At 57.3% G+C, this 13,383-nt stretch carries 8 protein-coding genes; 2 read left to right on the plus strand and 6 right to left on the minus strand.

Features of this window, described 5'->3' with window-relative positions:
* Window positions 1–19: 19 nt before the first annotated feature.
* Window positions 20–2,737 (minus strand): aconitate hydratase AcnA, encoded by a 2,718-nt coding sequence (acnA, locus tag BFR47_RS03980; RefSeq protein ID WP_071471873.1) that lies wholly within the window; start codon window positions 2,735–2,737, stop codon window positions 20–22.
* A 285-nt stretch (window positions 2,738–3,022) separates the two neighbouring features.
* Between acnA and rimK the strand changes: the two genes are divergently transcribed.
* Complete coding sequence (gene rimK / locus BFR47_RS03985) at window positions 3,023–4,099, plus strand: 30S ribosomal protein S6--L-glutamate ligase (protein WP_483869860.1); 1,077 nt, start codon at window positions 3,023–3,025, stop codon at window positions 4,097–4,099.
* Window positions 3,981–4,943 carry a succinylglutamate desuccinylase/aspartoacylase family protein gene (locus BFR47_RS03990; protein ID WP_483869861.1) on the plus strand — a complete coding sequence of 321 codons (963 nt, stop codon included), beginning with the start codon at window positions 3,981–3,983 and terminating at the stop codon, window positions 4,941–4,943. The genes rimK and BFR47_RS03990 overlap by 119 nt, the downstream gene beginning before the upstream one ends.
* A 41-nt stretch (window positions 4,944–4,984) precedes the next feature.
* Here the strand turns inward: BFR47_RS03990 and serA are convergent, their stop codons facing one another.
* The 5 genes from serA to BFR47_RS04015 form a co-directional block, all read right to left on the minus strand.
* A complete protein-coding gene (gene serA, locus BFR47_RS03995; RefSeq protein ID WP_071471875.1) occupies window positions 4,985–6,214 on the minus strand; it encodes a phosphoglycerate dehydrogenase in 1,230 nt (409 codons plus the stop codon).
* Window positions 6,215–6,377: 163 nt separating this feature from the next.
* Complete coding sequence (locus tag BFR47_RS04000) at window positions 6,378–7,076, minus strand: SIMPL domain-containing protein (RefSeq protein ID WP_245748787.1); 699 nt, start codon at window positions 7,074–7,076, stop codon at window positions 6,378–6,380.
* A gap of 68 nt (window positions 7,077–7,144) precedes the next feature.
* The gene (locus BFR47_RS04005) at window positions 7,145–7,639 is read right to left on the minus strand and encodes a hypothetical protein (protein WP_071471877.1); all 495 of its coding nucleotides are present in this window, start codon (window positions 7,637–7,639) and stop codon (window positions 7,145–7,147) included.
* Window positions 7,640–7,684: 45 nt separating this feature from the next.
* Entirely contained in the window at window positions 7,685–11,350 is a 3,666-nt protein-coding gene (locus tag BFR47_RS04010; protein ID WP_071471878.1) for a retention module-containing protein, read from the minus strand.
* Between the two features lie 121 nt (window positions 11,351–11,471).
* Window positions 11,472–13,382, minus strand: coding sequence for an EAL domain-containing protein (locus tag BFR47_RS04015; RefSeq protein WP_071471879.1), 1,911 nt, complete (start codon window positions 13,380–13,382; stop codon window positions 11,472–11,474).
* Window position 13,383: the final 1 nt, after the last annotated feature.

The following is a 13,383-nucleotide window of genomic DNA, read 5'->3' on the forward strand; positions in this document are numbered from 1 at the left end:
CAAGCTACTCGGACGCCGGTTACGCCAGCATGCGGCGGATCACGTAGTGCAGTATGCCGCCGTGCCGGTAATAGGTCAGTTCGTTACCGGTATCGATACGACAGCGCACCTTGATCTGCTGCGCCTTGCCGTCGGCTCCTGCTATCTTCACCACCAGCTCCTTGCCGGGTGTCAGGTCATTCAGCCCCTCGATGCTGATCAGCTCGTCGCCTTTCAGCCCCAGGCTCTCGGCGCCGTCACCGATAAACTCCAGCGGCACCACCCCCATGCCGATCAGGTTGGAACGATGGATACGCTCGTAGGATTCAGCAATCACGGCACGCACCCCCAGCAAACGGGTGCCCTTGGCCGCCCAATCTCGACTGGAGCCGGTGCCGTACTCCTTGCCGGCCACCACCACCAGCGGCACCCCTTCCTGCTCGTAACGCATGGCGGCGTCATAGATCGACAGTTGCTCGCCGCTGGGGTAGTGCCGGGTTTCGCCGCCTTCCACGTTTTCCAGCATGCGGTTGCGAATGCGGATATTGGCGAAGGTGCCGCGCATCATTACCTCGTGATTCCCCCGGCGGGAACCGTAGGAGTTGAAGTCCTTGCGCTCGACGCCCAGCGACTGCAGGTATTTACCCGCCGGACTGTCGGCCTTGATGCTGCCGGCCGGGGAGATATGATCGGTGGTGACCGAGTCACCCAGTATGGCCAGCAGACGGGCCTCGGCAATGTCTTCCACCGGCTCCGGATCCTTGCCCATGGTATGGAAAAACGGCGGATGCTGAATGTAACTGGAGTCCTGCTGCCAGTTGAAGGTGCTGCTGCCCTCGACCTCAATCGCCTTCCAGCGTTCATCCCCCTCGAAGACTTCCGCGTATTCCTTGTGGAACATCTCGCGATTGACCAGCGCCACCGCCTCGGCAATGGCCTGCTGGCTGGGCCAGATATCTTTCAGATAGACCGGCTGGCCGTCTTTGCCGGTGCCCAGAGGCTCGCGAGTCAGATCGATGTTCATGTTGCCCGCCAGCGCATAGGCCACCACCAGCGGCGGTGACGCCAGCCAGTTGGTTTGTACCAGCGGATGGATGCGCCCTTCGAAGTTGCGGTTGCCCGACAGCACCGAGGCCACGGTAATGTCATCCTGCCTGATGGCCTGCTCAATTGGCTCCGGCAAGGGGCCCGAGTTGCCGATACAGGTGGTACAGCCGTAACCGACCAGGTAAAAACCCAGTTGCTCCAGATACGACATCAGGCCGGCTTTCTCGAGATAGTCGGTCACGACCTTGGAGCCCGGCGCCAGCGAACTTTTTACCCAGGGTGCCCGAGTCAGACCTCGCTCGGTCGCCGCCCTGGCCAGCAGCCCGGCGGCCATCAGCACACTCGGGTTGGAGGTATTGGTACAGGAGGTAATGGCGGCAATGACCACGGCGCCGTCCTGCAGCCGGTGCGTGCTGCCGTCGAGGGAAAACTCGGTTCCTTCCAGTGACTGCTCCACCGCCACCGCGGTCTGGCCGCCCTCGCCTTCCAGTCGCTGCTTCTGGGTCTTGTCCACCCGGAGTTCCCGGCTCAGCTCGAAGGCCTGGGGTACCCGGGACAGTTCAACCCTGTCCTGTGGCCGTTTGGGCCCGGCCAGACAGGCTTCCACCTCGGTCATGTCCAGGCTGAGGGTGTCGGTAAATACCGGCTCGTCGCCGGCATGGCGCCACAGCCCCTGGGCCTTGCAATAGGCTTCCACCAGCGCTACCTGCTCTTCGCTGCGCCCGGTGAGGGTCAGGTAGCGCAGGGTTTCTTCGTCCACCGGGAAGAAACCGCAGGTGGCGCCGTATTCCGGCGCCATGTTGGCGATGGTGGCCCGGTCGGCCAGCGGCAGCGTGGCCAGACCGTCACCGTAGAATTCCACAAACTTGCCGACCACGCCTTTTTCGCGCAGCATCTGCACCACCGTCAGCACCAGATCGGTGGCGGTAATGCCTTCACGCAATTTGCCGGAGAGTTTGAAACCCACCACCTCGGGGATCAGCATCGACACCGGCTGGCCCAGCATGGCCGCCTCCGCCTCGATACCGCCGACGCCCCAACCGAGGATCCCCAGGGCATTGATCATGGTGGTATGAGAGTCGGTACCGACCAGGGTGTCCGGGCACACAATGGTGGTACCGTTCTGCTGCTGTTGCCATACGGTCTGGCCCAGGTATTCCAGATTGACCTGATGGCAGATACCGGTACCGGGCGGCACCACCCGGAAATTATCGAAGGTCTGCTGGCCCCAGCGCAAGAAGGCGTAACGCTCTCCGTTACGGGCCATTTCCATGTCCACGTTGGTGGCAAAGGCCTGCTTGCTGGCGAAGGCGTCGACCATCACCGAGTGGTCGATCACCAGATCCACCGCCGACAAGGGATTGACCTGTTCGGCCTGACCACCCAGCCGCTGCACCGCATCACGCATGGCGGCCAGGTCGACCACCGCAGGCACCCCGGTAAAATCCTGCATCAGCACCCGCACCGGGCGAAAGGCGATTTCCCGGGTAGAGGCACCCTGTTTCAGCCAGTCGGCCATGGCAGAGACATCGTCGAGGGTGACGGTGTCACCGTCCAGATTGCGTAACAGGTTTTCGGTCAGCACTTTCAACGATTTGGGCAGACGAGCCAGCTCCTGACCCTGGGGCAGTTTTTGCAGGCTGTAGTAGAGACAGGATTTCTGACCTTGGGTCAGCGTATCGGTAAAAGACGAAGTCAGACGTTCAGACATGATTCCTCCTTAACGATGAGAATGGCCGGTGCAGAGATCGGCGGCACAGACGCCCGTCCATTTAGGCATAGACCGAGCCACAAAGAAAGCCCATGCTCAAAAAGCACTCAACGACACCGGCGGATGACGTAAAAACAGGTCAACACTGCTAAGTTAAGGACATATTCGAATATTTTTGGGTTCAGCCCCGGTATTTCTTGTTGGCGCAATACCGTTGGATAGCGTAGATAGAGGGCCTGAATTATCTCCCCTGAACACCAACGGATAGAGAGCCGTGCCACACCCATGAAAATTGCCATTCTTTCACGCAATGCCTCCCTGTACTCCACCCGTCGCCTGCGTGAAGCTGCCGAGGCCCGGGGCCATGAGGTCCGCATCATCGATGCCCTCAAGTGCTACATGAACATCAATGACAACAAGCCGTCTATTCACTACCACGGCGAGGAACTCGAACTGTTCGATGCCATCATCCCGCGCATCGGTGCCAGCGTGACCTTCTACGGCACGGCGGTGTTGCGCCAGTTCGAGATGATGAACTGCTATCCACTGAACCATTCGGCGGCCATCAGCCGCTCCCGCGACAAGTTGCGCTCGCTGCAGTTGTTGTCCGGCCAGGGCGTGGGCATGCCGGTAACCGGCTTCGCCTGCAAACCGGACGATGTGCCCGACCTTATCGACATGGTGGGTGGTGCCCCTCTGGTGATCAAACTGCTGGAAGGCACTCAGGGCATCGGGGTGGTGCTGGCGGAAACCCGCAAGGCCGCCGAAAGCGTGCTCGAAGCCTTTATGGGACTCAAGGCCAATATCATGGTACAGGAATTTATCGAGGAAGCCGGCGGCGCCGATATCCGCTGCTTCGTACTGGGTGACAAGGTGATCGCCGCCATGAAGCGTCAGGCAAAGGAAGGCGAATTTCGCTCCAACCTGCACCGGGGCGGTGCTGCACAACTGATCCGTATCAGTCCGGAAGAACGCAAGACCGCCATCGCCTCGGCCCGGGCCATGGGCCTGAACGTGGCCGGGGTGGATCTGCTGCGCTCCAAGCGTGGTCCGCTGGTGATGGAAGTCAACTCCTCACCGGGCCTGCAGGGTATCGAACAGGCGACCGGCAAGGATGTGGCGGATCTGATGATTCAGTACATCGAAAAACACTCCCATAAGAAACCCAGACCCGGGAGCGTGGCTGATGGTCGTCCCGTTTCACATCGCCGGAGAGCAGGTTGCCCCGGGCCAGCGCAAGGTACTGCAGCTGGCGCTGGCCCAGCTTTATACCCAGTCGCCGCTGACGGTACCGCTGGAAGTCGTGCACGGCAAGCACCCCGGCCCCGTGCTGCTGATCTGTGCCGCCATTCACGGCGATGAGCTCAACGGCATCGAAATCGTCAATCAGGTATTGAGCCGGGTTAACCCGGCCCGGCTGAAAGGCACCCTGATCGCGGTGCCGGTGGTCAATGTATTCGGTTTTATCCACAAGTCCCGCTATCTGCCGGACCGCCGGGATCTGAACCGCTGCTTTCCGGGTTCGGAAAAAGGCTCGCTCGGATCACGGGTGGCACATTTTTTCGTGGACGAGATCGTCAGCAAGTGCTCGCACATCATCGACCTGCACACCGGCGCCATCCACCGCGCCAACCTGCCTCAAATCCGGGCCAAGCTGGACTGCGATATCACCCGGCAGATGTCCGAGAGCTTCGGCGCACCGGTGATCCTGGACTCCAGCATCCGCGATGGTTCACTGCGGGCGGTGGCAGAAAGCCGTGATATTCCGGTGATCCTGTACGAGGCCGGTGAGGCCCTGCGCTTCGACCCGCTGGCTATCAAGGCCGGTACCCGCGGTGTGCTGAACGTGATGCGCACCCTCGACATGCTGAAGCCCACGGTCAGTAAAGCCAGAATGAATCCGATGATCGCCAAATCCAGCGCCTGGATCCGCGCCGAACAAGACGGGCTGATGCACCTCAAGGCCCGGTTGGGCGACAGAGTGAGCAAGGGGGAATGTCTGGGAACCATTACCGCGCCGCTGGGCACGGAGGCCTGTGAGGTTATCGCTCCCAGAGGGGGAATCGTGATCGGCTGCCTGACCATGCCGCTGGTGAACGAGGGCGATGCCGTCTACCATATTGCCAGCTTTGACGAGGTGAAACAGGCGGAGATAAGCGTGGAGCGTTTTGTCGACGAGCTGGATATTCATCCACAAACATTATAAAAAAGGGGCCTAGGCCCCTTTTTTATCGCTAAACCCGCAAATCAATGCAAAATTCGGGCGCGAATGGTGCCGTCAATGGACTTCAGCTTCTCCAGCGCCTGTTCGCTTTGCTCGGTTTCCACTTCGATCACCACGTAACCGATATTGGCCGAGGTTTGCAGATACTGGGCGGCGATGTTGATGTCTTCGGCGGCAAAGGCCTGCACAATCTGGCTCAGGATCCCCGGCTTGTTGCGGTGAATATGCAACAGGCGGCTGGTACCGACATGTTCGGGCAGGGACACCTCGGGGAAGTTGACCGCAGACAGGGTGGAGCCGTTATCGGAATACTTGATAAGCTTGCCGGCCACTTCATAGCCGATGTTTTCCTGCGCTTCCTGGGTTGAGCCACCGATATGCGGGGTCAGGATCACGTTGTCGAACTCACGCAGAGGGGACACAAACTCTTCATCGTTGGACTTGGGCTCGACCGGGAATACATCGATGGCGGCACCGGCAATATGCTTGCTGGCAAGGGCCGCAGCCAGCGCGTCGATATCCACGACGGTTCCGCGGGAGGCGTTGATCAGGATGGCGCCCTGCTTCATCATCGCCAACTCTTCGGCACCAAACATGTTCTTGGTCTGCGGGGTTTCCGGTACATGCAGAGACACCACGTCAGACATGTTCAACAGCTCCTGCAGGCTGGCGACCTGGGTGGCGTTACCGAGAGACAGCTTGTTTTCGATGTCGTAGTAGAACACCTGCATGCCGATACCTTCGGCAATAATGCCAAGCTGGGTACCGATGTGACCATAACCGATGATACCCAGACGCTTGCCTCGGGCTTCAAAGGAATGGTTGGCGGTTTTCTGCCATTCGCCACGGTGGGCTTTGGCATTGCGCTCGGGAATGCCGCGCAGCAACAGCAGCAGTTCGCCCAGCACCAGTTCGGCCACACTGCGGGTATTTGAGAACGGCGCGTTGAACACCGGAATACCGCGAATTTCGGCGGCACTCAGATCGACCTGATTGGTACCGATGCAGAAACAGCCGATGGCAACCAGCTTGTCGGCGGCGTCCAGAACCGCTTCGGTCAGTTGGGTACGTGAGCGCAGGCCGACAAAATGAACGTCTTTGATGCGTTCTTTCAGTTCATCTTCCGCCAGCGAGGTCTTCAGGTAGTCAATATTGCTGTAACCCGCGTTTTTGAAAGATTCTACTGTGCCTGGATGAACTCCTTCCAGTAATAAAATTTTAATTTTTTCTTTATCTAAAGAATAGTTAGCCATTACCTGGTCCTTTATGACACTGCGTTAGTATGTCCATAAAGTATCAAAAACATCGGCTTTAGGGAATTTTTGTAACAAGAGTCACGTTTTTTTAAGTTATAAATTTTTTTTTTAATCGGCTCGCCATGAAAAAGGCGGTTCCTTCCGCCTGGTTCTCTTGCGCTCAATCCAGATTGAAGACCACCTGCACCCGGTCGGTAAACTGGATTTCATTCTGCACATAGCTGGCATCCAGTGCTTCGTTCGAGGCCATCTTGGCCATGACGCCAAGGTGTCGGGGTGGCGCTGTCGGTCCCTGAGGATGATATTCGATGGCATAAACGTCACCCAGCTTGCGCCCTGCACCCTGCACCAATTCCTCGGCCAGCTCCCTGGCATTGGTTAGCGCCGCCAAACGAGCCTCGCGGCGTAATTCGTCCGCATCGCGTCGGTCGTAACTGACCTGCTGAATATTCTGAATCCCCTGCTCCAGTATCTTGTTCAGGGTCTGACTCAACAATTCAAGATCGTACAGCCGCACGCTGATCTGGCGCTCGGCCTGGTAACCAACCAGCCTGGGAGCATCACCGTTTTTCGGATAGCTGTAATCGGGGCGGATGATCACGTTACCGCTGTCGATATCCTCCTTGCCGATCCCGAGACTGGCCAGGCGGCTGAACAATGCCGCCACCCTGGTGTCCACTTCTTCTTTTGCCAGCCGGCTTTCCGGCTTGAGCGCGGTGACCGCTACCGACAACGTCGCCATATCGGGAGCAACTCGTATTTCCGACTGTCCCTGGGTCACCAGATGAGGTTGATCGGGAACGGCGATGGCAACCGCGGTGGAACTCAGCAACAGCGGTAACAGAGATAACGTACTCATTGAAAAACGGCGCATAATAAAGCCTCATGATAAAAACACCGACATCTTACCCGGATGAGCCTGTCGGTTTAACCATGATGACTATACACCGCCAGCCAGTTGATCACATCGTCGATAAGCTCACCATCGAGATGCGCTGAGTCGGCTGCTGTCGCGGCCAGTATCGGCTCCGGCTGCTCGCTTTCGTAGAGGATGTCGTCCAGATCCAGCACCACCAGCTCGTCGGCTGCCGTCACCTCGGCCGACTCCGGTAATACCAGCACATTCGCGGGTAATAACATCCCTTCATCCGTTTCCCGGGGATACGCCGCCAAGGAGACACCCATTTCATCCAGCAGAATAATGTCACCCGGAACACCCGGTCCGGACAAGGACCATTGCTGCCCCTCGAAGTCGATGGAGAAGGCGGCCACCGGCTCGCCTTCTCCATCGAATAACTCAACCTGTTCCAGCGCGCCACCCGTCAGCGGCCACGGCATGCTGATGCCATCATCCACCAGAATGTCTTGCCCATCCCAGCGATAACTGACGCCCTGCAGTAAAACCGTGGTCACCTTCGCCATGTTCGCCTCTGCTCCGTTCAAGAACGGCGGAAAATCCGCCTGCTGTCATCGATCCACGATCAATGTTTGATCATCAAGCATCGCCTGAATGAGCTCCGAACTGCTGGCGGCACCGTAAAGGCCCAGCAGATCGACGTTTTCAAACAGAATTTGCTGTTGGTTTCCGCCCCCGTCGGGAGATACCTGCAACAGGGTGTTACCACCGTCCTCGCTGAATGTCAGGTAAGTAGAGAGATCACCCGACTCCTCACCAACCAGCAGAACCTTCAGATCGAGGATATCGACGCCTTTGGCAAAATCCTTGATGATGTTGACCGAGTCGGGATCGGCCTCGGTAAAGCGGAAGGTATCGATACCACCGCCACCGGTCAGAATATTGTTGCCCAGGCCCCCCAGCAGTACATCGTTGCCATCCCCGCCAATCAGGGTGTCGTTTCCGGCCCCTCCCAGCAAGACCTCATCAGCCCCGGTTCCTGACAACGTAAAGCCCGATGCTTCTGTGCCGCCTCCCTCTATGGTGATATCGAATGCGGTACTGACCGTATCGCCATCGCCATCGGTTGCATCAACAGCAAAACTGAGATTGACGTCATCGGGGAAGATTTCTTCGTATACGGTAATATCCAGCAGGCGGTAATCCCCCTCCGACGACCCCAGCTGCAGCTCATCAAAGCCACTGGCTTCAATCGATTCGGCAGACCCATGCGTATAGGTCATCGTCGAGCCGGCAACGGGATCCAGAATATTGAAGACCACATTGTCACCTTCGCCGGTACCGGCAGGAGGCGTCCAGGTTCCCGCCGCGACCAGCACGCCGGCACTGAATACCGACCAGTTCAGTACATCGACGCTACTGTTCTTGTTACTGAGCTTGTTGAGGGTAAAACTGGTGTTTGAAATGGCCGAGCTGAACGCCACCTTCATTACATCGCTGCCATCGATGCGGTTATCGTCTATACCCATACCGTTGTTGGATGAGTTAATCCCTTTTTCACCAGGACTTGGATGCAGTTCGGTGAAGGTAGCGGTAATACCATTGATGGACAGATCCAGACTGGTGACCGGTCCACCGGGGGTGAGCCCGGTCAAATCCTTGGTGATCGCCAGCACCGGGTCGGGATTGACCAGCTCGAAGTCATAATTACCATCCGCATGCAGGGTCAGAATAAAATAGATGTCGCCGCTGCCATCATTCAAGGTGGCGGTCAGTACCGACGAGCCATCCGGCTTGCCGACGGTGTTGTAAATCAATGCATCGCTGGGCGGTGTGCCGGACAAGGTCTGGGAGCCCAGTCCGTCGGCACCGAAGGCAATATCAATCATGCCGCTCAGGGTGCCGGCAAAATTACCCATGATACCGCTCTGCACCCCATTAACGACGGGGATATCATCCACGATGTTGATATCCAGCGAGGCGGTATCGGTGGCCCCCTGAGTGTCGTTGATAAACACCTGGAAGTGCTCGGTCAGGCTGTCTCGGCCGGCGCTATCGTGCAACAGGGTGTTATCTTTCAGGGTGTAGCTGTAGCTGAAGACCCCATTTTGCTCATCATATCCGGTGATCACCAGCAGACGACCCGCATCATCGACAATCACGACCTCGTCATTCCCGTCGCCCTGATAGACCCCGTTATGCAGGACCTTGACACCGGCAATCGTCAGATCCTTGACGATTCCTTCTGCCTCGTAACCGAATACCCCGGTTTTAACCAGCTGGTTGGGCTGGGGATCCGTCCCCGCTGGCAGGTGTTGTTCATACAGGGTCTGCTCCCCTCCTGCCACATCCAGCCCCAGTAACCTGATGCCGGTATCCTCATCTCCGATGGTGATTTCCAGCCTGGCCGCACTGGTATCACCATCGCTGTCCACCATGTTATAGAAAAAGGTTTCCGTGGTGTCATCGTCTACATTGCCGGGGCCGCTGTAACTGAAGTTGCCATCGCGCCCGATGATCAGGCTGCTGCCCAGTTCGGTCGTAATCTCGACCGTCCCCGACTCGGGAATACTGTAGGTCACCAGGAAGGTGCCGTCCCCCTGCTCCTCGACGGTAATACCTGCCTGGTTTTCATAGGCCGAGGCATCGGCAACCAGAATAGCGACGGAGATCACCCCACCCAGACCATCCGCACCGGCGGCATCATTGAGCAGCACATTGCCGGAAAGCAGGGTCGGTGTCGGCACCGTATCCTGCAGGGCATCATCCAGCTCATAGGGATCATCGATAACCAGCGTGGTATCGGTGCTGTTACCGACCTTATCCAACTGCGCAATAGCGGCAGGATCTTCGATACTGATGCCGACGGCGATCACATCGATACCATTGTCGTCGACAAACAGCTGCCAACCGTCCGGGACCGTACCGGCATTGGGGTAACCGTCAGACAGGAAATAAAGCTTCTGCTCATAATCCGGCAGGCTGGCGATCTGCTCGGTCAGGACAGTCTGCGCATCCTGCAACGGAGCGGTGTAATTGGTCCTGCCGCCAGCTTCCAGTGAATTAATGTGGTCGATGGCCTCCGCAACCGACATGTTGACCTCGGTGTTTTTTACCGTAGCGCCGAAATCAATCACACTGATATTCAGGTTGTCTGCAATCCCCTGATAACTGTTGATCAGGTTAATCAGCGCTTCCTTCGCCAGTTCGAGCCGGTTCGGTGAACCATCAGTACCGGTCTCACCCGGTATGCCGCCACCATCGATGATCCACCCCATGCTGCCCGAGGTGTCGATCACCAGTACCAGGTTATAGCTGGGCAAACCACTTTCACTGACCTGATAAGAATCGTCTACCGCGACGGGGCCATCATCCAGCACATTGATGGTGAGTCCCGCCGATGTCTGATCACCATCGTCGTCGGTGACTCGTACATCAAACAAATCCTTGAGGATATCCTCATCGGCAATCTTGTCGATAATGGGGTGATCAGCAGCACCATCCAGCTCATAGCGCCATTGATAGACACCATCGACCAGGGTCACCGTCAGGGTGCCATACTGGCCGGCAACCTGCCCGCCCCCGGTCACATCGACCCATTCGCCATTGGCCATCCTGACCTCAAGCTTCGCCAGGCTATCGTTACCGGTGTCGATGTCAAAGTATCCGGTGGCCGCTTCATTATCACTGACCGCATTCGTCCCCCCGGGCAAGGCGCTTTCTTCAACAAAGGCCCCCCCCTCGGGAAGCTGGGGCAAATCCCCTGGCGGGGTTAATGGCGGATCGATGATGATGACCAGCTCGGGAATGGAGTTGGGTTCTCCCTCCGGCAACGCCAGCAGCTCCGAGGTAAAGGATTCGGGAGCAAAAAGCGTGTCAAACCCCGCCTCGGGGCTGACGAAGTCGCCCACCCGTGCCACTTCCACAAAGCCGGCGTTACCACTGCCGCTACCGCCGCCGGGCGTGGCAACCGGTGCCGCATTACCTGCGGCCGCGGCACCAAAAAGCTTGCTGGGATCCAGGCCGGCAAGAATGGCGGCTTGAATGGCTTCGGCATCCACCAAGGCCGCCTCATCGATGGGCGCACTGCCTGACGGATCCTCCGGCGGCTGGTCGGCATATACAATCTGGGAGTTACTGTCGGTCAGCAGCAGGGTGCCGGGCAACAACACCTGTCCCGCACTAACGGGCTCTACGGTGCCATCCTGACCGATAATGAAGGCCTGGCCTTTCAGGCTGACGATTTTAACAGCACTGTCGATTCGAGTGGTTTCCATGTCTGCATCCCTGTTCACCTCTAATACATTAAGGCTAGGGCTAAAAACCACGGTCATCATGCTCAAAATGTAGCCAGCTCTGACTGGTAAAGCCGGCCGTTATATCTAAAAAATAGAATGATTAATCGAGCTGTCGGGGGGGGCTGACAAAGCCCTGATAGGCGTCGATATACAAGGTTTTGAGGCGTTCAACCTGCGTATCCGTCTCCACTCGCGTAGCAATGGTCAGTGCGCCCATGTTATGCGCCGCCCGACATACCGCCGCCAGAAAAGCATCATCATAATCAGGCTGAAGCACCTGGCTGGTATAGCCATGATCCAGTTTGACATAATGCGGTCTCAGCTTGCCCAAATGAGTCAATAAATCGAAATGTCGGCCGAAATGATCGATGCCCCAGGCCACTTTCAATGAGGCCAGCGGGGCTATCAACAGACTCTTGCCAAAGGCAAAAGCACTTTCCGGTAATTCCAGAAACAGGCGGGAACGTACGTTGGGATACCGCTCAAGCAACCGGGACAGTTCATTCCAGAACACGGCCTGATGGCAACTGTGCTGGGTCAGGTTAACCGCCAGCCGCAGTTCGGGCTGCTCCCTCAGCAAGATCAGGGCTCGCGCCACAATATGCAGGTCCAGACGTTCGCCGAGCTTGAACTGCTCGGCAACCGGCAGAAAGTTGCCGGCACTGTAAATAATGCCGTCCTTGCGAATACCGATATACAACTCTTCATGATACGGCTGACCACTGAAATCGAGCACTGCCTGGGTACTCAGCTCGAAGCTATCTTCTGCCAGCGCCTCTTCCACCAGTTGCTTCCAGGCCAGCCGGCCCATCTGGTACTGGGCCTGATAACATTCAACCACCACGGCACCGGCTTCGCTCATTCGAGCCTTGTTCAGCGCGTTGTCGGCACGAGTGAGCAGCTGGCTGATATCATCTCCGGGCTGCACCACGGCGACCCCCACCACCGATATATCCTGACCGTTCACCGGATCTATCACCAAATCGGCTATCTGCCGGTTAATCTCTTCTCCCAGCAGGGATAACCGTTCGAGATCGGACTCGGAAACCAGCATGGCGTACTCGTGAGCGGAAATCCGTGCCAGTGCATAATCACCGAACCGCCGGCAAAGCTGGCGCAAGTTGACGGCAATGGCTTTAACCATCTGATCTCGCGCCTCAAAGCCTTCGTCCTGGTACAGCTGCTCCAGCATATTGACCGCAATCAGAATAGCGGCGCCGCCGCTACCCTCACTGATCCAGGACTGACTCTGAGACACAAAATAGGCCCTGTTCCCCAGTCCCGATGTTTCGTCCAGAAATGCCTTGTGCCGCAGCCGTTCCGCCTCATCGGCCTGCTCTTTGAACTGAACTTCAAGCTTTCCGGCCATATTGTTAATGGCGAACACCACTTCCCTGAGCTCACGGGTACTTGGCAGGGGAATGGTTTTGCCAAAGTGATGTAATTCTATTTCCCGGGCCTGAATTTCAATATCGTGCAGTGGCTTGAGCAGGTAACGTAATGCCAGTACCAACAACCCCCACACCAGCAGGAAGCAGATGACAAACCAGGTGGCCAGCTTACTCATGCCCTGCCAGAGTTCGTAATAGGCCTGCCCCGGATGCCCTTCGACATACAGCTGTCCCAGTTGCAACCAACCGGAGGTAAGCACGGCCTCGTGCCTGCCTCCCTCGAAAAGTCCAAGATTGATGAACCAGGCCGGAACCTCCTGTGGCGGTGCCAGGTGTTCCCGGATTATTTCCTGATCCGCCGCCAGTAAATTGAGTTGAATCTTGCGATAAAAACCGCCGTCAAATATGGCATTAATCACCGATTCGGCGCCCAGACTATCGCTGGTTTCCAAATATGGCGTCAACGCCAGTCCCAGCGCGGTGGCCGTGTTGATGACGGTGGTTTGCTGCTGTTGTGCCAGATAGCTTCTGGTTGAGCTGAATTGTACCGAATATGCCGTGATGAACAGCATGGCAAAAAGAAGCAGCATGGTAACCAGAAGTTGCCGGTATAAAGTCATA

This window comes from Oceanisphaera psychrotolerans, from assembly GCF_001870485.1.
Classification (GTDB): Bacteria; Pseudomonadota; Gammaproteobacteria; order Enterobacterales; family Aeromonadaceae; genus Oceanimonas; species Oceanimonas psychrotolerans.

Bases quoted from the DNA above. Each gene is read 5' to 3' on its own strand.
- acnA (WP_071471873.1), bottom strand. From the start codon at position 2,737: ATGTCTGAACGTCTGACTTCGTCTTTTACCGATACGCTGACCCAAGGT.
- rimK (WP_483869860.1), top strand. From the start codon at position 3,023: ATGAAAATTGCCATTCTTTCACGCAATGCCTCCCTGTACTCCACCCGT.
- serA (WP_071471875.1), bottom strand. From the start codon at position 6,214: ATGGCTAACTATTCTTTAGATAAAGAAAAAATTAAAATTTTATTACTG.
- BFR47_RS04000 (WP_245748787.1), bottom strand. From the start codon at position 7,076: ATGAGTACGTTATCTCTGTTACCGCTGTTGCTGAGTTCCACCGCGGTT.
- BFR47_RS04005 (WP_071471877.1), bottom strand. From the start codon at position 7,639: ATGGCGAAGGTGACCACGGTTTTACTGCAGGGCGTCAGTTATCGCTGG.
- BFR47_RS04010 (WP_071471878.1), bottom strand. From the start codon at position 11,350: ATGGAAACCACTCGAATCGACAGTGCTGTTAAAATCGTCAGCCTGAAA.
- BFR47_RS04015 (WP_071471879.1), bottom strand. From the start codon at position 13,382: ATGACTTTATACCGGCAACTTCTGGTTACCATGCTGCTTCTTTTTGCC.